Genomic DNA, 22265 nt, shown 5'->3' with positions numbered 1-22265 from the left:
GGGCACGGGCTCAGGCCGTGCCGAGCAGGTGGTCCAGGGCCAGTTGGTCCAGTTCCTCGAAGGCCATGCCGCGCGCCGCCGCCGCGTCGACGTCGAAGGTCTCGTACGCCGTTCGGTCGGCCAGCAGGCCGGCGAGCCCGTCGTCGGCGGTGGGCCGGGCCAGCTCGTCCAGTCGGGCCGCGCGCAGCGCCTCCTTCACCCGGGGGTCGCCGCGGAAGGCGGCGGCGCGGTCCTTGAGGACGAGGTAGTTGCGCATGCATCCGGCGGCGGACGCCCACACGCCGTCGGCGTCCTCGGTGCGCGGCGGCTTGAAGTCGAAGTGCCGCGGCCCGGTGTAGCCGCCCGACTCCAACAGGTCGACCAGCCAGAACGCCGACCGCAGATCGCCGGCGCCGAACCGCAGGTCCTGGTCGTACTTGATGCCGTTCTGGCCGTTGAGGTCGATGTGGAAGAGCTTGTCCGCCCACAGGGCCTGGGCGATGCCGTGCGGGAAGTTCAACCCGGCCATCTGCTCGTGGCCCACTTCCGGGTTCACCCCGTACAGCGCGGGCCGCTCCAGCCGCTCGATGAAGGCGAGGGCGTGGCCGACGGTGGGCAGCAGGATGTCGCCGCGGGGCTCGTTGGGCTTGGGTTCGATGGCGAAGCGCAGGTCGTAGCCCTGTTCGATGACGTAGGCGCCGAGCAGGTCGAACGCCTCCTTCATCCGGTCGAGCGCGACGCGGACGTCCTTGGCCGCACCGGACTCGGCGCCCTCGCGTCCGCCCCAGGCAACGTAGGTCCGGGCGCCGAGCTCCACCGCGAGGTCGACGTTCCGGATCGTCTTGCGCAGGGCGTAGCGGCGCACGTCCCGGTCGTTGGCGGTGAAGGCGCCGTCCTTGAAGACGGGGTGGGTGAAGAGGTTCGTGGTCGCCATCGGCACCACCAGCCCGGTGGCGTCCAGGGCCGCCCGGAACCGGCGGACGCAGCGGGCGCGTTCGGCGTCGGCCGCGCCGAAGGGGATCAGGTCGTCGTCGTGGAAGGTGATGCCGTACGCGCCGAGCTCCGCGAGGCGGTGCACGGCGTCCACGGGGTCCAGCGGCGGCCGGGTGGCGTCCCCGAAGGGGTCCCGGCCCTGCCAGCCGACCGTCCACAGGCCGAAGCTGAACTTGTCCTCGGGGGTGGGGGTGACGTCCACTTCGCTGCCCGCCTTCGTCATCCGTGTCCAACGTCCTTAGGGGTTTTGTTTTCTGCCCTGATAAATGATGCACACGACACCCGGTTCACAGAAGACCTACAACATCTGTTGTTCCAGGACGGGTTGGCGTAATTTGTTCGCCGCCAGTCCAAATGGATCAGAAGGGTGGAGCAATGCCGGCTCAGGCTGTCGTCATCGGCGTGGACAGCTCGACGCAGTCCACCAAGGCGGCGTTCGTCGACGCGGCCACCGGTCGTACGCTCGCCGTGGGACGCGCCCCGCACGAGGTGACCGGCGTCCGGGGCGCCCGCGAGAGCGACCCGCAGGAGTGGTGGCGGGCGCTGCGGGAGGCGGTGGCGGCCGGGCTCAAGGAGGGCGAGGTCCCTGCGGCGGCAGTGACCGGGATCGCGGTCGCCGGTCAGCAGCACGGCCTGGTCACCTTGGACGCGGCGGGCCGTCCGGTGCGACCGGCGCTGCTGTGGAACGACACCCGCTCCGCCCCGCAGGCCGAAGCCCTCGCCGAAGCCCTCGGCGGCCCCGCGGCCTGGGCGGCGCGCACCGGCTCCGTCCCGGTCGCCGCCCTCACCGCCGCCAAGTGGCGCTGGCTGTGCGAGCACGATCCCCGGGCGGCGGAGCGGACGGCCGCGGTGCGCCTGCCGCACGACTACCTCACCGAACGGCTCTGCGGCGTCGCCGCCACCGACCCCGGCGACGCGTCGGGCACCTGCTGGTACTCGACCGCGACCGGTGCGTACGACGTCGACGTCCTCGACCTCATCGGGCTCGACGCCGCCCTGTTGCCGGAGGTGGCGCCCGGCGGCGGCAGACGCGTCGGCGCGCTCACCGAAGCGGCGGCGCGGGACCTGGGGCTTCCCGCGGGCATCGCGGTCGCGGCGGGCACGGGCGACAACATGGCCACCGCGGTGGGACTCGGGCTCGGCGCGCAGGGCGTGCTGGACCACCCGGTGCTCAGCCTGGGCACCTCGGGCACGGTCTTCACCGCGACCCGCACCCGGCCCGACTCCCCCGCGGTCTCCGGGTACGCGGCGACGGACGGCACGTACCTCCCGCTGGCCTGCACCCTGAACTGCACGCTCGCCGTGGACAAGGTGGCCGCCCTGCTCGGGCTCAGCCGCGACACCGCCGAAGCGGGCGGGGAGTTGGTCCTGCTGCCGTACCTCGACGGCGAGCGGACGCCGAACCTGCCGCACGCGGCCGGACTCCTCACCGGGCTGCGCCACTCCACGAGCCGGCAGCAGGTGCTGGGCGCGGCGTACGAGGGCGCCACGGTCTCCGTGCTGCGCGCGCTCGACGAGGTGTTGCGCGCCAGCGGCCTCGATCCGGCGGACCCGGCCGTCGCCGGGCGCCCGCTGCGCCTGGTCGGCGGCGGCGCCCGCGGTCGGCACTGGGTGGAGACGGTCCGCCGGCTCTCGGGCCGCCCGCTGCTGGTGCCCGAGGCGACGGAGCCGACGGCGCTGGGCTCAGCGGCGCTCGCGACCGCTGCCGCGACCGGCGAGGACGCGGTGGCCGTCGCCGTCCACTGGCAGTCGAAGACGGGCCGGACGACCGAGTGGCCCGCAGTGGAGCGCGACGTCGAGACCTGGCAGCGCGTCACCTCGGTCCTGGAGCGCTGCACGGACGCGCCCTTGGTCTGACGCGGCCCGCCGGGGAGGTGGCGTCGCGCCCCGAACGGTTCCCCACCTGGGCCGTTGCAGCCAGGTCTGTCTTCAGAGTCCGGGCACGATTGTTGACATGTCTGCCTCCTGTAACGGCCCGGTCCGGGCCTGACGACATCCCTTTTCCGGGGCCGCGTCGCCAGACCAGAGTGTTCCCCACGAACTGATCAGCAGGGCCGACTCGATCAGCAGGCCCAACATCTTCCGGGGGACACTCCATGGCTTCCACCATCCGCACCAAGGCCGCCATCACCGCCGCCGCCTTCCTCGCCGGCACCATGCTGCTGACCGCCTGCGGCTCCGACTCCAAGGGCTCCGGGGACTCGGCGAAGAAGTCGGAGACGGCCTCGCAGGCGGGTGCCAAGGACGTGGTAGCGGCGAAGGCGGACGGGGTCAGCGGCACGTTCACCGGTGGAGTGATCAGCTACCTGGCGCCGGGCAAGCACATCGTGTCGACCAACGGCAAGGACCAGCAGTTCATGGTCGCCGACGACACCAAGGTCCTCGGCGCCGGCACGGTCTGCGGCGCGTACAACCCGCAGTCGACGAACCCCTGCACCGTGGACGACCTGGAGAAGGCCCTCAAGAAGGGGTCCATCGGCGGCGACGTGGTGATGAAGGACGGCATCGCCGTCAGCGTCACCGAGCGCACCGCGCCGGACGAGGGCGCGCCGGTCGACGACAGCGCCCCGACGAAGCCCGGCAAGGACCAGAACAAGGGCACCGACAAGGCCTCCGGCGGCGGAACGGACAAGGGTACGGGCAAGGGCTCCGGCGGCTCGGACCGGGACACGGTCGTCGAGGGCATCAACAAGGGCAAGGGCGTCAACGGCACCTGGTTCGGCAACGTGACCTTCCTCGCGCCGGGGAAGTACGTCGTCAGCGGCGCCAACAACAGCGAACAGCAGTTCCTCATCGCGGACGACACCAAGATCTGGGGCGCCGGCGACATCTGCGGCGACGAGCAGGGCCAGTCGGCCACGCTGTGCACCGAGGCCCAGTTGGAGGCCGTCGCCAAGAAGGGCGGAGTGTCCGCCGAGGTCATCATCGAGAACGGCATCGCCACGAAGATCACGGACGACCGCTGACGGAAGCTCGATCCACCGCGGTTGCCGATCCTCCCCAGGGCCTCGTCCGGCGCACTCCCGGAACGGGGCCCTCGGCGTGCCGGCGACCCCGGCGCAACCCGGACGGAACGGGCCGCTCAGATCGCCCCCGTACTATATGCGTTCGTCGAACACACATATCGCCCTGCCCACCCGCACCCGCGTCGTGGGCAGGTCAGGCACGCCCCGGGAGGCGACCATGGGCACCCGTCGGACCTCATTGCCGGGAGTCGGTACGCAATACGACTTCACGACCGAGGCGGGGCGGCACATCTCCGTCGTGGTGCACCACGACGGCCGCCGCTTCCTCGGCTTCTACAAGTCGGACGATCCGGACGCCTGCCAGTTGGAGGTGCCTCTGTCGTCCGACGAGGCCACCGCACTGGCCCACCTCATCGACCCGGCGCCGATCGACGCCGTGCGGACGGACGGCATCGACCTCGTCACCGAGCACATCCAGATCGGGACCCGCTCCCCGTACGCGGGACGGCTGCTCGGCGACACCCAGGCGCGCAGCCGGACCGGCGCCTCGATCGTCGCCGTGCTGCGGCGCACCGGTGCGCACCCCTCGCCCGGCCCGGACTTCCGCTTCGCCCTCGGGGACACACTCGTCGCCGTCGGCACCCGTGAGGGCGTGGACGCGCTCGCCGAGATCGTTGCGGAAGGCTGAGCCGTGCACGAGACGACCACCCTCCTCATCGAACTCGGGGCGATCATCCTCGGGCTGGGCCTGATAGGCCGCTTCGCGGGCCGGATCGGGCTCTCCCCCATCCCGCTGTACTTGCTGGTGGGCCTGGCGTTCGGAGCGGGCGGACTGCTGCCGCTCAGCGCGAGCGAGGACTTCATCGCCGTCGGAGCGGAGATCGGCGTCATCCTGCTGCTGCTCCTGCTCGGCCTGGAGTACAGCGCTTCCGAGCTGGTCGGCAGCCTCAAGACGCAGTACCCGTCGGGCGCGGTGGACTTCGTGCTCAACGCGGTGCCGGGCGCGGTGGCGGCGCTGCTGCTCGGCTGGGGCCCGGTGGCCGCGGTCGCCCTGGCCGGCGTCACCTGGATCTCGTCGTCCGGCGTGATCGCGAAGGTGCTGACGGACCTGGAGCGGCTGGGCAACCGGGAGACCCCGGTGATCCTCGGCATCCTGGTCATGGAAGACCTGGCGATGGCGGTGTACCTGCCGCTGCTCACCGCCCTGTTGGCGGGCGTCGGACTCGCCGGCGGCAGCATCACGCTGATGATCGCGCTGGGCACCGTCGGCATCGTGCTCTATCTGGCGCTGCGGCACGGCCGGCTCATCAGCCGGGCGGTCTCATCGGACAACCCGGAGATGCTCCTCCTGGTGGTGCTCGGACTGACGCTGCTGGTCGCGGGCGTCGCACAGGAGTTGCAGGTGTCGGCAGCGGTCGGCGCCTTCCTCGTGGGCATCGCACTGTCCGGGGAGGTCGCGGAGGGGGCGCGCAAGCTGCTCACGCCGCTGCGGGACCTGTTCGCCGCGGTGTTCTTCGTCTTCTTCGGACTGTCGACGAACCCCTCCGACATCCCGCCGGTGCTGCTGCCGGCGCTGCTGCTCGCGCTGGTCACGACGGCCACGAAGATCGCGACGGGTTGGTACGCGGCGGGCCGCGCCGGCATCGGGCCGCGCGGGCGGCTGCGGGCGGGCGGCGCGCTGGTGGCGCGCGGTGAGTTCTCCATCGTTATCGCAGGACTCGCGGTGGCGTCGGAGCCGCGGATCGGTCCCATCGCCACGGCGTACGTCCTGATCCTGGTGATCCTCGGTCCGCTGGCGGCGCGCTGGGCCGAGCCGTGCCTGGTGCGGCTGTACGAGGCTCGCAAGCCGCAGCACGCGGTCGACGAGGCGGGCTGCGAGCGCCCGGACGGCGCCGAAGAGTCGGTCCGGCTCGACAAGGAGGGCGCCGAGGTACGCGAGGGCGGCGACCGTACGCCGACCGCTCAGGGGGAGCCGGCGTAAAGCCAAGGCTCCGACCCACTTGACGGGGCTCTACGGAGCTCCCCAGCCCCGGGCCGCCTCGCCGACTGCGCGCGAGGCGGCCCGGACTCCCTTTCGTGGGTCGGTGGGGCGGTGGGGCCGTGGGGCCGTGGGGGGCTATCTCGCGGTGCCGTGCCAGGAGTCCCAGAGCGCCGCGTACGCCCCGCCCGCCGCCACCAGTTCGTCGTGCGTGCCGAGTTCGGTGAGCCGGCCGTCCTCCATCACCGCGACCCGGTCGGCGTCATGCGCGGTCTGGAGGCGGTGGGCGACGGCGATGACCGTACGGCCCTTCAGTACGGCGGCGAGGGCGCGTTCGGTGTGGCGGGCGGTCCTCGGGTCGAGGAGTGCGGTCGCCTCGTCGAGCACGAGGGTGTGCGGGTTCGCCAGCACCACGCGCGCCAGCGCCAGTTGCTGCGCCTGCGCTCCGTCGAGCTGGTGGCCGCCGGCGCCCAGCTCGGCATCGAGGCCGCCGGGCAGTTCCACGGCCCACTGCGCGCCGACGGCGACGAGCGCAGCCGTCAGCTCCTCGTCGGTGGCGTCGGGCGCGGCCAACTGCACGTTGTCCCGGACGGTGCCGATGAAGACGTGGTGTTCCTGGGTGACCAGCACGATGTGGCGGCGCAGCTGTGCGGTGTCGAGGTCGGCGACGGGCACGCCGCCGACGCTCACCGTGCCGCCGTGCGGGGCGTCCAGGCCGGCCAGCAGCCGGCCGAGGGTGCTCTTGCCGGCCCCGGACGGGCCGACGACGGCCAGGTGTTCACCGGGGCGGACGGTGAGGTCGACTCCGCGCAGCACGTCATCGCCGCCCTCGTAGGCGTAGCGTGCGCCGATGACCTCGATGCGGTCGCCGTCGGGAGTCGGCGAGGTGGTGGCGTCCGCGCGGGGGACGAGGGCGAGCCCCTCGACGCGTGCGAAGGACGCGCCGCTGCTCTGGAGTTCTTCGACCCGGTCGAGCACGGCTTCCAGGGGTTGGGCGAGTTGGCGCATGTAGAGCGCGGCGGACACCACGGCGCCCAGGGTGACCGTGCCCCGGTCGATCAGTACGGCGCCCGCCAGCAGCACCCCGGCGAGCGGTACGACCTGCGCGACGTCCAAGCCCGGATACAGCACGGAGCGCAGGAAGAGCGTCCGCAGCCGGGTGCGCACGCAATTGTCGACGGCGTCCTGCGCGGCGCCGATGCGCTGGCGCTGTAGGCGCAGGGCCTCCACGGTCCGGGCGCCGGTGGCGGTGGCGGCGAGTTGCTCCGCGAGGTGGGAGTTGGCTTCCCCTTCGGCCAGGTAGCCGCCGAGCGCGTGCCGCAGGTACCAGCGGACGACGAGCCAGCAACCGAGGACGACGAGGAGCCCGAAGAGGCCGAGGAGCGGGTCGAGGACGACCAGCGCGCCGATGATGAAGAGCGCCTGGACGCCGTTGACGAACACGTCGGGCGCGGCGTCGCGCAGGGTGACGCCGAGGGCAGCCACGTCGGTGGTGCCGCGGGTGGTCAGGTCCCCGGTGCCGGCGCGTTCCACGACGGACGCGGGGGTGTTCAGAGCGCGGTCGGTGAACTCCTCCCGCACGTGCGCAAGGGCCCGCTCGCCGAAGCGGTGGCCTATGTGGCGGGCCCAGCGGGCCAGGAGGAGTTGGGCGAGGGCGAAGCCGAGGATGGCGAGAGCGAGCCGGTCCACGGTGGCGACCGAAGTGCCGGCGGTGACCTCGTCGACGATGTCGCCGAGCAGCCAGGGGCTAACGAGACCGGCGCCGGCGGCGAGCGCGTTGAGCACCATCATCGCCGCGAAGGGTCCCGGGGCGAGCCGGACGAGGCGCAGGGCGGCCCGGCCGACCTGGGCGGGCGTGGCGATCGGCAGCGTACGGCCGTCGGCGTCGACGCCCCGTGCGGCGGCGGGTTTGCGGGACGTCATCGCGCGACCTCCGTGGGCTGGGTACCGTCGCTGTCGCTGTCGCTGTCGGTGTCGCTGGCGGGATCGGGATCGAGGTCGTCGATGCCGCGGGAGACCAGGGCCCGGTATCCGGGCTGGGTGTCGAGGAGTTCCCGGTGGCTGCCGGTGGCCACCACCTGGCCGTCGACCAGGTAGTGGACGGTGTCGGCCCGGTCCAGCACCAGCGGCGACGTGGTGGTGAGCAGGGTCGTGCGGCCGGCCCGGGCGGTGCGCAGCCGCTCGGCGACGGCCGCTTCGGTGTGGGCGTCCAGCGCCGACGTCGGATCGACCGCGAGCAGGGTCTCGGGGTCGGCGAGCACCGCCCGGGCGAGCCGTACGCGCTGGCGCTGACCGCCGGACAGGTTGCGTCCGCGCGGTTCGACGAGGGAGTCGAGGCCGTGCGGCAGTCCGCGTACGACGTCCTCGGCGACCGCGGTGTGCAGGGCGCGGGCCACGTCGTGCGCGGTGCGCTCGTGCCGTCCGGTGAGGACGGTGCGCAGCGGGCCGGTGAAGAGGTCGGCTTCGTTGTCGGCGACGAGGATGCGCATCCGCGTCCGGTCGAGGTCGACCGCGTCGAGCCGGACGCCGCCCCAGGTGGCGTCGGAGGGGGCGAAGCGGCCGAGCCGGTCGACCACGAGGGCGCCGTCGGCGGGCCGTTCGCTGACGAGTGCGGTGAGCCGGCCGGGGTGGACGGTGACGCCGGACGTCGGATCGTGCAGTGCTGCGGGCGACGCGGGCCCGTCGTCCACGCCCGTCCCGGTGGGCTGCGCCGTGTCGGGCTCCAACTCCAGGAAGCGCAGTACGCGCCGGGCCGCGACTAGGCCGCGAGTGATGTCGTCGCCGCCCTCGATGAGGAAGGCGACGGGGACGACGAGGACGGCCGCGTACCCGTACACGGCGATGAGTTCGCCGACGGTGATGTCGCCTTGCGCTGCCATCCGCGCCGCGAGCCAGGTGACGGCGGCGAGGAAGAGCGCGGGCAGCCCGATGCTCAGGGCCTCGATCCAACTGGTGACGGCGCCGACCCGGTGGCCCTCCCGGCGCAGTGCCTGCGACTCGCGCCGGTAGCGTTCGGCGTACGTCTGCTTCCCGCCGATGCCGTGCAGGACGTGCAGCCCGCCGACGATGTCGCCGAAGCGGGCGGCGAGTTTGCCCTGGTGATGGCGGTACGCGGTCTCCGCGCCCTGGAGCCGGCCGAGGAGCGGGCCGACGAGGAGCGCGATCAGGGGGGCGCCGAGCAGGACCACCGCGGCGAGCAGCGGGTCCACGGCGAAGAGCAGGACGGCCACGATGACGAAGGCGAGGGCCGCGCCGACGCCGGGGCCGGTGAAGGTGAGCGCGTTGGCCATGGCCGCGGCGTCGGCGAAGCCGATGGTGACCACCTCGCCGGCGCTGACGCGGCGCTGGAGGGCCGCGCCGAGCCGGGCGGAGTGGCGCACCACGACGCGCACGGTGCGGAAGGCGGCGTCCATGCGGACCTTGGTCATGGTGCGGTGCCGCAGGGCGCCGACGAGCGCGTTGGCGACGCCGACCGCGACGAGCACGCCGGCCCAGGCGACGACGTCGGAGCGGTCGCCGTCCTTCAGTCCGTCGTCGACGGCCCGGGAGAGCAGGTACGGCATGAGGGTGAGGCCGACCATCCAGGCGCTGCCGAGCACCGCGCCGGCGGCGACGCGCCGCTTCTGGCTCGTGGCCAGCCAGATCAGGTAGCGCCCGGGGCCACGGCGGTCCGGGGTTCCCGGGTCCGTGCTCTGCGACTGAAGCTGCATGAGCCACACAGTAGGGACGCCGCGCGTGGAGATCATCCGAAAAACGGTCGGGGGCGCGCTTTCGGCCGTGGCCGGTCGCGCGCCCCCCTGCCGTTGCTGCGCCGGTCGTTGAGTCAGACCTTCGCGTCAGCTCTTCTGCATCGGCTCTGCCGTGTCAGCCCTTCTGCGTCAGCTCCTTCAGGGCGACGTTCAGTTCGAGGACGTTGACCCGGGGTTCGCCGATGAAGCCGAGGATCCGGTCGCTGGTGTGGTCGTCGACCAGCTTCTCCACCCGGTCGACGTCGAGCTTGTTCCGCTCGGCGACGCGGCGGACCTGGAGTTCGGCGTACTCGGGCGAGATGTGCGGGTCGAGTCCGGAGCCGGAGGAGGTGACCGCGTCCGGCGGGACGTCGGCGGCCTTCGGCTGCCAACCGGCCGTGGTGTTGTCGGCGATGACGGCCGCCTTCGCCGTCTTCACCCACTCGATCAGCTGCTTGCTGTCGCCGGCGCGGTTGGTGGCGCCGGACAGGATCAGGGAGTACTGGGTGTTGACCGAGTTGCTGCCGAGTCCGTTGGAGGGCCGCGGCTGGAACCACCGCAGGTCGGGGCGGTCGGCCTCCTCCGGGTCGGCCGGGTCCTTCTTCGGCAGGTTGTACTTCTGGCCGATGAGCGAGGAGCCGACGACCTTGCCGTCGGAGGAGATCTCCGAGCCGTTGGCCTTGTCGTTGAAGAGGGCCTGGGCGACCCCGGTCACGGCGAGCGGGTAGAGGACGCCGCAGACGACGGTGAGGACGAGCAGGGCCCGCAGGCCCGCCGCGATGAGCCGTCCCGTGTTGCGTACGGAGGTGTTCATGGAGGTCACCCGATGCCAGGGATTGCGGAGATGAGCAGGTCGATGAGCTTGATGCCGACGAAGGGGGCGACGAGTCCGCCGAATCCGTAGACGGCCAGGTTGCGGCGGAGCATCTTGTCGGCGCTGCTCGGCCGGTAGCGCACGCCGCGCAGGGCGAGCGGCACCAGGGCGATGATGATCAGCGCGTTGAAGATGACCGCGGACAGGATCGCGGACTCCGGCGAGGCCAGCTGCATGACGTTCAGCGTGTCGAGACCGGGGTACGCGGCGGTGAAGATCGCCGGGATGATGGCGAAGTACTTCGCCACGTCGTTGGCGATGGAGAAGGTGGTCAGGGCGCCCCGGGTGATCAGGAGCTGCTTGCCGATCTCGACGATCTCGATGAGCTTCGTCGGGTTGGAGTCGAGGTCGACCATGTTCCCGGCCTCCTTGGCGGCGGAGGTGCCGGTGTTCATCGCCACGCCCACGTCGGCCTGGGCGAGGGCGGGGGCGTCGTTGGTGCCGTCGCCGGTCATCGCGACCAGCTTGCCGCCGGCCTGCTCCCGCTTGATGAGCGCCATCTTGTCCTCGGGCGTGGCCTCCGCGAGGAAGTCGTCGACGCCGGCCTCCTCGGCGATGGCGCGCGCCGTCAGCGGGTTGTCGCCGGTGATCATCACCGTGCGGATGCCCATGCGGCGCAGCTCCTCGAAGCGGTCCCGCATGCCCTCCTTGACGACGTCCTTCAGGTGGATGACGCCCAGCACCCGGGCGCCCTCGCTGTCCTCGACGGCGACGAGCAGCGGAGTGCCGCCCGCCTTGGAGATCTCCTCGGTGAGCCCTTCGGCTTCGGGGCCGACCTCGCCGCCCTGTTCGCGCACCCAGGCCAGTACGGCGCCGGTCGCGCCCTTGCGGACCTTGCGGCCGTCGACGTCGACGCCGGACATCCGGGTCTGGGCGGTGAACGGGATCCACTCGGCCTGCTGGAGTTCGCCCTGGTGGCGCTCGCGCAGCCCGTACTTCTCCTTGGCGAGGACGACGATCGAGCGGCCCTCGGGGGTCTCGTCCGCCAGCGACGACAGTTGGGCGGCGTCGGCGAGTTCGGCGGCGGTGCAGCCGCGCACGGCCACGAACTCGGCGGCCTGCCGGTTGCCGAGCGTGATGGTGCCGGTCTTGTCCAGCAGCAGCGTGGACACGTCACCGGCGGCCTCCACCGCGCGCCCGGACATGGCGAGCACGTTGCGCTGCACCAGCCGGTCCATGCCGGCGATGCCGATGGCGGAGAGCAGCGCGCCGATGGTGGTCGGGATCAGACAGACCAGCAGGGCGGCGAGCACGATCAGGGACGTCTGGTCGTCGGCGCCGGCGTAGACCGCGAACGGTTTGAGGGTGACGACGGCCAGCAGGAAGACGATGGTGAGCGAGGCGAGCAGGATGTTGAGCGCGATCTCGTTCGGCGTCTTCTGTCGGGAGGCGCCCTCGACCAGGCCGATCATCCGGTCGATGAAGGTCTCGCCCGGCTTGGTGGTGATCTTGATGACGATGCGGTCGGAGAGCACCTTGGTGCCGCCGGTCACCGCGCTGCGGTCACCGCCCGACTCCCGGATGACGGGTGCGGACTCGCCGGTGATGGCGGACTCGTCGACGGACGCGACGCCTTCGACGACGTCGCCGTCGCCGGGGATGACGTCGCCGGCCTCGCAGACGACCAGGTCGCCGATGCGCAGTTCGGTGCCCGGGACCCGCTCCTCGCGGCCTTCGGTCAGCCGGCGGGCGACGGTGTCGGTCTTGGCCTTGCGCAGGGTGTCGGCCTGCGCCTTGCCGCGGCCTTCGGCGACGGCTTCGGCCAGGTTGGCGAAGACGACGGTGAGCCACAGCCAGGCCGTGATCGCCCAGCCGAACCAGTCGCCCGGGTCGCTCAGCGCAAGTGCGGTCGTCACGACGGAGCCGACGAGCACCACGAACATCACGGGTGACTTGACCATCACCCGCGGGTCGAGCTTGCGCACCGCGTCGGGCAGGGACTTCAGCAGTTGCTTGGGGTCGAACAGACCCCCGCCGACGCGCCCTCCGTCCGGCTTGTGCCCGGTGGGCACGTCCGAGTGGGGCGCTCGGGTCGGAGTGACAGTGCTCATGACGCGAGCCCTTCGGCGAGCGGACCCAGCGCCAGCGCCGGGAAGTAGGTGAGTCCGGTGATGATCAGGATGGTGCCCACGAGCAAGCCGGTGAACAGCGGTTTCTCGGTGCGCAGGGTGCCCGCGGTGGCGGGGACCGGCTTCTGCTCGGCGAGCGAGCCGGCCAGCGCGAGGACCAACACCATCGGCAGGAAGCGGCCCAGCAGCATCGCGAGTCCGATGGTGGTGTTGAACCACTCGGTGTCAGCGTTGAGGCCGGCGAAGGCGGAGCCGTTGTTGTTGGCGCCGGAGGTGTAGGCGTACAGGATCTCGGAGAAGCCGTGCGCCCCGGAGCCGCCGACCGCCATCTCGGCGGTGTTGGTCATCGAGTCCGGCGGGGTCGGCAGGGCGATCGCGAGCGCGGTGAAGCCGAGCACCAGCGTGGGCGTGACCAGGATGTAGCAGGCCGCCAGCTTGATCTCGCGGGTGCCGATCTTCTTGCCGAGGTACTCGGGCGTGCGGCCGACCATCAGACCGGCGATGAACACCGCGATGATCGCCATGATCAGCATGCCGTAGAGGCCGGAGCCGACGCCGCCGGGGGCGATCTCGCCCAGCTGCATGCCGAGCATCGCGATTCCGCCGCCGTAGCCGGTGAAGGAGGACATGAAGCTGTTGACCGCGCCGGTGGAGGTGAGGGTGGTGGCCACGGCGAAGATCGACGAGCCGCCGATCCCGAAGCGGACCTCCTTGCCTTCGAAGGCGCCGCCGGCGTCCTGGAAAGCCGGGCCCGGGTGGGCGAACTCGGTCCACATCATCAGGGAGGTGAAGCCGATCCAGATCAGCAGCATCGTGCCGAGGATGGCGTAGCCCTGCTTGACGTTGCCGACCATCCGGCCGAAGGTGCGGGTGATCGACAGCGGGATCACCAGGATGAGGAAGATCTCCAGCAGGTTGGAGAGCGGGTTCGGGTTCTCGAAGGGGTGGGCGGAGTTGGCGTTGAAGTAGCCGCCGCCGTTGGTGCCCAGCTCCTTGATGACCTCCTGGGAGGCGACCGCGCCGCCGTTCCACTCCTGGCTGCCGCCCATGAACTGACCGACCTCGTGGATGCCGGCGAAGTTCTGGATCGCGCCCATGGACACCAGCAGGATCGCGCCGATCACGGCGATCGGCAGCAGGATGCGCACGACGCCGCGCACCAGGTCGGACCAGAAGTTGCCCAGCTCACCGGTGGCGCTGCGGGCGAAGCCGCGCACCAGGGCGACGGCCACGGCCATGCCGACGGCGGCGGAGACGAAGTTCTGCACCGCCAGGCCGCCGGTCTGCACGACGTGGCCCATGGCCTGCTCGCCGTAGTACGACTGCCAGTTGGTGTTGGAGACGAAGGAGGCCGCGGTGTTGAACGCCTGGTCGGGGTCGATCGACTGGAAGCCGAGCGAGCCCGGCAGCGCCCCCTGGAGGCGCTGGAGCAGGTAGAGGAAGAGGACCGACACGGCGGAGAAGGCCAGGACGCCCCTGAGGTAGGCGGGCCAGCGCATCTGCGTGGTCGGGTTGGCACCGATGGCCTTGTAGATCCACTTCTCCCCGCGCAGGTGCCTGTCGGAGGAGTAGACCCGGGCCATGTAGTCGCCCAGCGGGCGGTGGACCAGGGCCAGCGCCACGATCAGCGCCAGCAGCTGGAGCACACCGGCAAGTACGGGACTCATATCGGGGCTAGAACCTCTCCGGGTACAGAAGGGCGAGGACGAGATAGCCCAGAAGGGCGACGGCGACGATCAGGCCGACGACGTTTTCGGCGGTCATAGCTTCGCCACCCCCTTGGCGATGAGAGCCACCAGCGCGAACACCGCGATCGTGGTGACGACGAAGGCCAGGTCGGCCATCGTGAACTCCTGCTCGGATCGGAACTGCACGGTTTTCGGACTGTTCGAGGAAACCTCCTTTCGGGGGGTTCGCCGCCCTGCGTTGACACGTCCCATACGGCGGGGTCAGCGCTCTTGACGCAACCTGTACGGAGTCCGTACGGGCTGCCGGTCGAGCGCGGTCGGGTGAGGATGGCCGAAAGGCCGTCGGCCCGCAGGTCAGGGGGGCGACGGCGGGCTACGTGGGATCGGTGTGCGACGGGCCGGGTCGAGGGGGCCGGCCCGTGCTCGTCCGGCCCGGGACAGGGAGCACGCATGGCCGGGACTCAGCCAGGCACGGGCACCGGCGGCGCGGCGGGCGCCACCGCCCGCTGCCGCGCCTGGCTGCTGCAGGGCCTGAGCGAGCAGACCGCCCGCCACCCGGGCCCGCACGGCACCCCGCCCTCCCAGGCCAAGGGCCACCGCTGGTATCGGGTGATGTGCCTGACCGGCGTGGACTACTTCTCCAGCCTCGGTTACGCCCCCGGCATCGCGGTCCTCGCCGCCGGTCTGCTCTCCCCGCTCGCCACCCTCGTCCTGATCGCCCTGACGCTCTTCGGCGCACTGCCGGTCTACCGGCGGGTGGCCCGCCGCTCCCCGCACGGCGAGGGCTCCATCGCGATGCTGGAGCGGTTGCTGCCGTGGTGGACGGGGAAGCTGCTGGTCCTGGTGCTGCTGGGGTTCGCGGCCACGGACTTCATCATCACCATCACGCTCTCCGCGGCGGACGCCTCCGCCCACATCGTGGAGAACCCCTACGCCCCGGCCGTGCTGCACGGCGAGAACCTGTGGATCACGCTCTTCCTCATCGGACTGCTCGGCGCGGTGTTCCTCAAGGGCTTCCGGGAGGCCATCGGCGTCGCGGTGCCGCTGGTCTCGGTCTACCTGCTGCTGAACCTGGTGGTGATCGCGGCCTCCGCATGGCAGGTGCTGACCGGCCCGGTCGTCATCGGCGACTGGTGGCACGCGATGCTGGGCGAGCACTCCTCACCGCTGGCCATGATCGGCGTGGCGCTGATCGTCTTCCCGAAGCTGGCGCTCGGCATGTCCGGCTTCGAGACGGGTGTGGCTGTGATGCCGCAGATCAAGGGCGACCCGACGGACACGTACGACAACCCGGCCGGCCGCATCCGCGACACCCGCAAGCTGCTGACCACGGCCGCGCTGATCATGAGCAGCTTCCTGCTGCTGTCCAGCCTCGCCACGGTGATGCTGATCCCGGAGGCCGACTTCCAGTCCGGCGGGCCGGCGAACGGCCGCGCCCTCGCCTACCTCGCGCACCAGGAGCTGGGCGAGGCCTTCGGCACGGTGTACGACGTCTCCACCATCTGCATCCTGTGGTTCGCCGGCGCCTCGGCCCTCGCCGGACTGCTGAACCTGGTCCCCCGATTCCTCCCCCGCTACGGCATGGCACCCGAGTGGACCCGGGCGGTGCGCCCGCTCGTGCTGGTCTTCATGGCGATCGCCGTCGGCATCACGCTCTACTTCGACGCGAACGTGGACAGGCAGAGCGGCGCGTACGCCACCGGCGTGCTGGTGCTGATGCTCTCCGCCGCCCTCGCGGTGACCGTCTTCGCCCGGCACAGCGGCGACCGCCGTGCGATGGTCGGCTTCGGGGTGATCACGGCCGTGTTCCTCTACACGACGGTCACCAACGTGATCGAACGCCCCGACGGCATCAAGATCGCCGGGCTGTTCATCTTCGCGATCCTGGTCACCTCCTTCGCCTCCCGCATCCACCGCTCCTTCGAGCTGCGCGCGGAGGACGTCGTCTTCGACCGGACCGCGGAACGGTTCGTCGACGAGGCGGCGGCGCGCGGTCCGCTGCGGCTGATCGCCCACGACCCGAGCGTGCACACCAAGTCGGAGTACCGGGCGGCGGAGTACCGCAAGCGCGAGGAGACCCACCTCCGGGGCCGGCGCCCGGTGCTCTTCCTGGAAGTCGTCGTCCGGGACTCCTCCGACTTCACCGAGGACCTGTCCGTCCACGGGTCGGAGGCGCACGGGGTGCGCCGGCTGCGGGTGTCGGGCCCCACGGTCCCCAACACCATCGCGGCGGTGCTGATGCGGCTGCGGGACCGTACGGGCGAGGTGCCGCACGCGTACTTCACCTGGACCGAGGGCCATCCGGTGAGCCATCTGTTGAAGTTCCTGGTCTTCGGGGAAGGCGAGACGGCGCCGGTGACCCGTGAGGTGCTGCGCCGCGCGGAGCCGGACCCGGCCCGCCGCCCCCGCGTCCACGTGGGCTGATCCCACGCGGGCCGCCCTCCCGTCGGCGCAACCGCCCGGCCTGCGGTCGACGTCGTCGTGGACGATACGTTGAACTTTTGACTTCTAGTGATGTCTGGGGTTGGGGAGGCTCATGGGGCGGGTGAAGAAGGCCGCGGAGGGCGGGCGCCGTTGGCGTCGGCTCGGGGCGTGGGAGTACGCGACGGCCGTGGCGGGGCTGCTGACCGCGCTGTTGCTGCTCTTCCCGGGGCTGGTCCCGAACAGCGGACCGCGCCTGGGCAGCCTGCTGGAGACCTTCCTCCCGTGGCTGGGCCTGGTGGCCCTGCCGCTGGCGCTGGTGGCGCTGGTGCGCCGCTCGGCGGTCGCGGTCGGCGCCGCGCTGGTGCCGGTGGTGGCGTGGACGGTCGCGTACGGCGGGGCGTTCTTCGCGGACGAGAACGCCGCGTACGACCTGACGGCGCTCCAGCACAACGTCAGCGACGGGAACCGGGACGTGGCGGGGACGGCGCGGGCGCTGGTGCGGGAGCGGGCCGACCTCGTCGCGCTCCAGGAGGTCACCGACAGCACGCGCGAGGCGTACCGGACGGCGCTCGCCGAGGAGTACCCGCACCACGCGGTCGTCGGCACGGTCGGTCTGTGGTCGCGCCATCCGCTGGTGGACGCGCGCCCGGTCGACATCAAGCCGCAGAGCGTTCCCGACGGTTGGAGCCGGGGCCTGCGGGCGACCGCGCGCACCCCGCACGGCGAGGTGGCGGTGTACGTCGCCCATCTGCCGTCGGTGCGCGTGGCGGCGACGGGCTTCACCACCGCCCGTCGCGACGAGAGCGCCCGGCTGCTGGCGGCGGCGATCCGCGCGGAGGAGGTGGAGCGGCTGGTGCTGCTGGGCGACCTCAACTCCACCACCGAGGACCGCGGCCTCGACCCCGTCCGCTCCCAACTGCACGCCCCCGAGGACCCGTTCGCCTTCAGCTGGCCGGCGTCCCGGCCGCTCGCCCGCATCGACCAGGTGCTGGCGCGCTCGGCGCGGGTGACGCAGGTCGCGACGTTGGGGCGGACCGGGAGCGACCATCTGCCCGTCCGTGCCCGCATCAGCTTCTGAAAAGCCTTCTCCACGAGTGCGCTTGACGGCCCGTTGGCCATGACGTCGGAGGTAATCGCCCTGGTGACAGGGGCGGGGACAGACTGTGAGCACTGCACGGGCGAACGGCCCGCAGCCGGGCCGACGCCCCGTACCCACCTGCTCTGGAGCTCATATGCGACGCCGTCTGACCTCTCTGCTCGTCCTCGCCACCGCCGCCGCCCTGCTCCCCTTCGGCACGGGTACGGCCTCGGCGACCGGCACCACCACCGCCGACCCGTGCGCGCCGTACTCTGCCCCGGCGCCCTCCGCCGCTCCCGCGGCAGGGTCCGACCGCGCGCCACTGCCGCCGAACGCCGCCGCCTTCATGGCCGCGTACCGGGCGTGGGGCGAGCGGCCGACGGTGGAGGCGTACATGCAGCTGTTCACCGCGAACGGCACGCTGATGGACACCGGCCTGTCGGCGCCGATCGGCGCGGCGGCCATCTGCGCGCAGATGAAGAGCCTGCTGAAGGAGGTGCCGGACTACACGTTCGAGCCCCTGCCGGGCACGGTGTCCTCGAAGGACGGCCGGGTGCTGTACGTGAAGGCGCGCAACACCGGGACGGTGACCGTGCCGGACGAGACCGGGGAGCCGGGCAAGGAGAAGGAGATCCCCTTCGACTACATCACCACCCACCGGCTGGTGCTCGACGGCAGCAGAGTGGAGCAGGGCCGCCGCTTCTGGGACCAGACGGAGCTCTTCCGCGCCATGTCGCCGTCGCTGCCGAAGCTGTTCGCGAACCTGACCCCGGTGGCGCCCGCCCCGCCGCGCACCGACGACCGGCTCACGGCGTGGAACACCCGGGACTCCGCGGCGCTGGTGGCGGGCGTGGGCAACCTGGCGAAGCTCACCGGACCCGGCCTCGACACCCCGCTGGTCGACCGCCAAAGCGCCCGCGCGTACCTGGAGCGCTTCTTCACCCGGGCCCACGCCCTGAACCTGACGCCGGGCCACACCGTGCGCCAGGGCAACGTCACCTACCGCGAGTGGGTGGGCCGCGCCGTCGTCGGCCCCGAGAACCGGGACATCACGTACGGCATCACCGAGCGCTTCACCCGCACCGCGGCCGGGGCGGTCGAGTGGGACCTGGCGTTCGAGACCCTCGACCTGGTGGCCACCCAGTGCGAGATCGCCGAGTTGCGCGCCATCCTCTTCCCGCCGGCCGGCCCCACCCAGCCGTGCACGCCGCCGGCCGCCGGTCGCTGAGCACCGCAGCACGACGGGCCGGGACCGCTGGGAAGCGGTCCCGGCCCGCGTGTACTTACGTGCAGGTCGTCGATCCACCGAGGTGTGTCGGCAACCCCGGACGCAGGGGCTTGAGTCCGGGCTCACACGATCCGGTCGGTGTTACGGCAGGCGGATCGACTGGGCGTGGTGGAAGAAGTTCGTCGGGTCCCACGCCTTCTTGGCCTGCTGTAGGCGCGGGTAGTTGCCCGCGTAGTACAGGCTCTCCCAACTCGCCGTCGTAGAGGTGTTCCAGGCCCGGTCCCCGAGGTCCTTGTCGGGGTAGTTGATGTAGCAGCCGTCGTTGACCGGCCCGGGTTCGGGTACGCCGCCGGTCTCGGCGTACATGTCCCGGTACAGCTCCCGTATCCACTTCACGTGCCCGGCTTCGGTGGCCGGGTCGGTCCAGTAGGTCTGGAACTGGAGCTTGAGCACCGAGTCGCGCTGCGGCACGGCGGTGTCGGCGGACTGGACGGTGTTGATGCGACAGCCGTACGAGTCGACCTGGACCAGGGCGTCGGCGTTCCGGTAGGCCGTGTTGGACAGGTGCTTGTACAGCGCCGCGATCTGGAAGTCGGAGAACCCCTTCTTCGCGTACGACGACTTGTACTTGCCGTACAGGTGCGGGCTGCCGCCGCTGAGCGAGTCGGTGGCGATGTACCACGGGAGCCGGCGCGGCTCCTCGAACTGCACGAGGGCCTGGTGCTCCCCCATGCGCGTCGTCATCGCTCCCAGCGGGGCGCTGACCCCGGCGAACACGGCCTGGATGTAACGGTCGAACAGACCGCGGGCATCGGGGACGGTGGCGTCCATCTGGGTGATCAGACCGATCTGCCCGTTGGAGACGTGGTTGAGCTTCAGCAGCCCGAACAGCGAACGGTAGGGCGAGTCGGGACCGCTGTTCTGCTCGTGCCAGGTCCCCCAGTTCCTCACCAGCCGGGTGAAGGAGTCCTGGGTGATCTGGTTCCACTTGATGGCCGCCGCCTGCACCAGGACCTCGGAGGGCGGCTTGGGCAGTGCCTGTTCCGGGTTGGTGCCCTGCGCCTTGGGGTCCCGCAGCCAATAGCGGGTGATCAGCCCGAAGTTCCCGCCGCCTCCCCCGGTGTGCGCCCACAGCAGGTCCCGCTTGCGGGCGCCCTCGGCGGTGTCGGCGGGGGTGTTGCGGGTGACCTTGACCAGGTGGGCGTTTCTGTTCGCGTCCACGCACACCACCTCCACGCCGTGGAGGTAGTCGACGGTCAGCCCCATCAGCCGGGAGAGCAGACCGTAGCCCCCGCCGGATATGTGACCGCCGGTGCCCACCGATGCGCAGGAGCCGGCGGGGATGGTGACCCCGTACAGCTTGTACAGGGTCTCGTACACCTGGAGGTTGGACGCCCCGGCCTCGACGACGAACGCGCTCTCCTGGGTGTCGTAGTACACCTGGTTCATCGCCGACAGGTCGACGACCACCTGGACGTCCTTGTTGAAGACGAAGTCCTCGTAACAGTGCCCGCCGCTGCGCACGGTCAGCCGCTTGTTGGCCGACGCCGCCTCCCGCACCGCCCGTAGCGCCTGGTCCGGCGTGGTCACCAGCCGCACCCGCTCGGGGCTCGCGACCCAGCGCTGATTGGTCCCGCGCACCAGGTCGGGGTAGCGGGCGTCCTGCGGCGCGACGTCGACGAGGTCCGCGAGCGCCGCGGCCCCGACACCGCCCCCGGCCGCACCGGGCGCACCGACTGCGGCCCGCGCGCTCGCGGGCAGGGCGGCGGACAGGGCCGCACCACCGGTGACGACGGCGGCGCCGGTCAGGACGGAACGACGTCCAAGAGGTCGATCGGAGTTCTTCTTGCTCATGTTCACACTCCTCCAAGGAGTCTGCTGAGACAGGGAGTTGATCGATGATCGATCGCGGGTTCGACCGCGATTGGACGTGACACTAAGGCATGGGCATATGGCGGGCGCAATACCTAGATGGCATGAGAAGCCAGATCTACCGCTGAAATCATGATTGGTTGCAACATGTGCAACTACGTCCGATTCCAGGACCGGTCCCGCAACCGCCACGAGGGCAGCCGGGACCTCCGGACGTGCTCTCCGTCCGGCTGACGTTCGATCAAGAAGAGGGCGGACGGGGCGCGGGGGTTGCCTGTGGCTGCCAACCTGAAGCGTCAGCCGCCGCGTTCACCGACCGTGAGGTCGGGCAGCACCCACCACCGCGGCGCCGCGCCACCGACAGAGGTGTGGAGGTGCCAGATGCGCACTCATCCCAGCAGGCGCAGCACTGCGTCCTCGATCTCCGCTGCCTCCGGCGGCAGCCCGGCATCCCAGTGCGGGCTCGCCGCGGAGAGCTTCGCGTGCAGCTCCTCGGCCAGCACCCGGCGCTCGCGCCCCGCACCGGCCGCCGCGATGCGACGCCCCCAGCGCACCGTGTCCACCAGCGCGGACTTGATCTCCTCGCAGCCGAGGTAGAAGGTGAGGCCGGCCGATGCTCCGGCGCGGCAATCGACCGGGGCCACCCGCTCCCAGCCCGCGATGATCCTCGCGCGGTCCGAAGCCGTGTACGCGGTCTTGTGCAAGTGGTCGGCGAGGTCGTAGACGGGATCCCCCCACAGAGCGAGTTCCCAGTCCAGGACGACCAGCCCGGCCCGATCCGAAAGGATCATGTTCTTCCGGTGGATGTCCCCGTGCAGCAGTCTGAAGGGCCGCTGGACGAGTTCGGCGTCAGCCCGTTCGATGAGCAGCCCGCACGGGTCCTCGGGCACGCCCAGAGCTCGGTACAGTGCGTCCACCGAAGCGTCCGCCCGGTCCCGCAGACCCTGGGCGAAGTCGAGGAGGAGTCGGGCGAAACCACGGGTGTCCCCGTCGTCCGGCCACCCGGGCGGCACCGGGCCGAGAGCGGTGGCCGGTACCTGCAGGACTTCCGCGAAGAACTGTTCCACGCCGTCGAGAACCAGATCCGGCAAGGGTTTGCCGTCCTGCGCGACCTCGTCGACCCGGCGGCCCTCGATGAACTCGTGGATCTGGAACACCGGATCCACAGCAGCGTGCAGGAGGCGCGGGGCCCGGGTCACGTACGGGCGGATGGCCTCCAACACTTCCGGCTCCGGCCAGAGGGTGAGGTCCATCGGCTCTGCACCGGGGCCCGGAATCCGCACCAGTACGGGGCGTGCGCCGACTTCCACCCGTACGTTGCGGTTGTAGAACCCGGACAGCGCGTGCTCGTGCGCGCATGCCTCTTCGTACAGCGCCATGGCGTCCAT

16 protein-coding genes are annotated in these 22265 nt (G+C 71.4%); 7 read left to right on the top strand and 9 right to left on the bottom strand.

Going from position 1 to position 22265, the window contains the following annotated elements:
- Positions 1-10: 10 nt before the first annotated feature.
- Entirely contained in the window at positions 11-1174 is a 1164-nt protein-coding gene (xylA, locus tag ABZ842_RS07070; protein ID WP_361533458.1) for a xylose isomerase, read from the bottom strand.
- Between the two features lie 173 nt (positions 1175-1347).
- Here xylA and xylB point away from each other — a divergent pair, with 173 nt between their 5' ends.
- The 4 genes from xylB (at position 1348) to ABZ842_RS07050 (ending at position 5919) form a co-directional block, all read left to right on the top strand.
- Positions 1348-2829 carry a xylulokinase gene (gene xylB / locus ABZ842_RS07065; protein ID WP_361532979.1) on the top strand — a complete coding sequence of 494 codons (1482 nt, stop codon included), beginning with the start codon at positions 1348-1350 and terminating at the stop codon, positions 2827-2829.
- A gap of 239 nt (positions 2830-3068) precedes the next feature.
- The gene (locus tag ABZ842_RS07060; RefSeq protein ID WP_361532976.1) at positions 3069-3938 is read left to right on the top strand and encodes a hypothetical protein; all 870 of its coding nucleotides are present in this window, start codon (positions 3069-3071) and stop codon (positions 3936-3938) included.
- Between the two features lie 217 nt (positions 3939-4155).
- Positions 4156-4626, top strand: coding sequence for a TrkA C-terminal domain-containing protein (locus ABZ842_RS07055; RefSeq protein ID WP_361532973.1), 471 nt, complete (start codon positions 4156-4158; stop codon positions 4624-4626).
- Positions 4627-4629: 3 nt separating this feature from the next.
- Positions 4630-5919, top strand: coding sequence for a cation:proton antiporter (locus tag ABZ842_RS07050; protein WP_361532970.1), 1290 nt, complete (start codon positions 4630-4632; stop codon positions 5917-5919).
- Positions 5920-6054: 135 nt separating this feature from the next.
- On the opposite strand, the gene ABZ842_RS07045 is transcribed toward ABZ842_RS07050, so the two are convergent.
- From ABZ842_RS07045 to kdpF, 6 genes are all read right to left on the bottom strand, one after another.
- Positions 6055-7839: an ABC transporter ATP-binding protein gene (locus tag ABZ842_RS07045; RefSeq protein ID WP_361532967.1), complete on the bottom strand. Its 1785-nt coding sequence runs from the start codon at positions 7837-7839 to the stop codon at positions 6055-6057.
- Positions 7836-9626: an ABC transporter ATP-binding protein gene (locus ABZ842_RS07040; protein WP_361532964.1), complete on the bottom strand. Its 1791-nt coding sequence runs from the start codon at positions 9624-9626 to the stop codon at positions 7836-7838. Before ABZ842_RS07040 ends, ABZ842_RS07045 begins: the two co-directional genes overlap by 4 nt.
- A 154-nt stretch (positions 9627-9780) precedes the next feature.
- Complete coding sequence (locus ABZ842_RS07035; protein ID WP_361532961.1) at positions 9781-10458, bottom strand: potassium-transporting ATPase subunit C; 678 nt, start codon at positions 10456-10458, stop codon at positions 9781-9783.
- Positions 10459-10463: 5 nt separating this feature from the next.
- Positions 10464-12569 (bottom strand): potassium-transporting ATPase subunit KdpB, encoded by a 2106-nt coding sequence (gene kdpB, locus ABZ842_RS07030; protein WP_361532958.1) that lies wholly within the window; start codon positions 12567-12569, stop codon positions 10464-10466.
- On the bottom strand, positions 12566-14254 hold the full coding sequence (gene kdpA / locus ABZ842_RS07025; RefSeq protein ID WP_361532955.1) for a potassium-transporting ATPase subunit KdpA: 1689 nt from the start codon (positions 14252-14254) through the stop codon (positions 12566-12568). The genes kdpB and kdpA overlap by 4 nt, the downstream gene beginning before the upstream one ends.
- Positions 14255-14261: 7 nt before the next feature.
- Positions 14262-14351, bottom strand: a complete 90-nt coding sequence (gene kdpF, locus ABZ842_RS07020) for a K(+)-transporting ATPase subunit F (protein WP_037823947.1) — start codon at positions 14349-14351, stop codon at positions 14262-14264.
- A gap of 374 nt (positions 14352-14725) precedes the next feature.
- Between kdpF and ABZ842_RS07015 the strand changes: the two genes are divergently transcribed.
- From ABZ842_RS07015 to ABZ842_RS07005, 3 genes are all read left to right on the top strand, one after another.
- Complete coding sequence (locus tag ABZ842_RS07015; protein WP_361532951.1) at positions 14726-16699, top strand: amino acid transporter; 1974 nt, start codon at positions 14726-14728, stop codon at positions 16697-16699.
- 112 nt (positions 16700-16811) lie between these two features.
- The gene (locus tag ABZ842_RS07010) at positions 16812-17777 is read left to right on the top strand and encodes an endonuclease/exonuclease/phosphatase family protein (protein WP_361532948.1); all 966 of its coding nucleotides are present in this window, start codon (positions 16812-16814) and stop codon (positions 17775-17777) included.
- Positions 17778-17931: 154 nt separating this feature from the next.
- Positions 17932-19005: a nuclear transport factor 2 family protein gene (locus tag ABZ842_RS07005; RefSeq protein WP_361532945.1), complete on the top strand. Its 1074-nt coding sequence runs from the start codon at positions 17932-17934 to the stop codon at positions 19003-19005.
- Between the two features lie 141 nt (positions 19006-19146).
- Here the strand turns inward: ABZ842_RS07005 and ABZ842_RS07000 are convergent, their stop codons facing one another.
- Positions 19147-20859, bottom strand: a complete 1713-nt coding sequence (locus tag ABZ842_RS07000; RefSeq protein WP_361532942.1) for an FAD-binding protein — start codon at positions 20857-20859, stop codon at positions 19147-19149.
- A 407-nt stretch (positions 20860-21266) separates the two neighbouring features.
- A complete protein-coding gene (locus ABZ842_RS06995; protein ID WP_361532939.1) occupies positions 21267-22265 on the bottom strand; it encodes an aminoglycoside phosphotransferase family protein in 999 nt (332 codons plus the stop codon).

Source organism: Streptomyces sp. NPDC047315 (assembly GCF_040643215.1).
In the GTDB taxonomy this organism is placed as follows: domain Bacteria; phylum Actinomycetota; class Actinomycetes; order Streptomycetales; family Streptomycetaceae; genus Streptomyces.
Note: the sequence above shows the minus strand (reverse complement) of the source record. Positions and strands in the feature narration are given on the sequence as shown.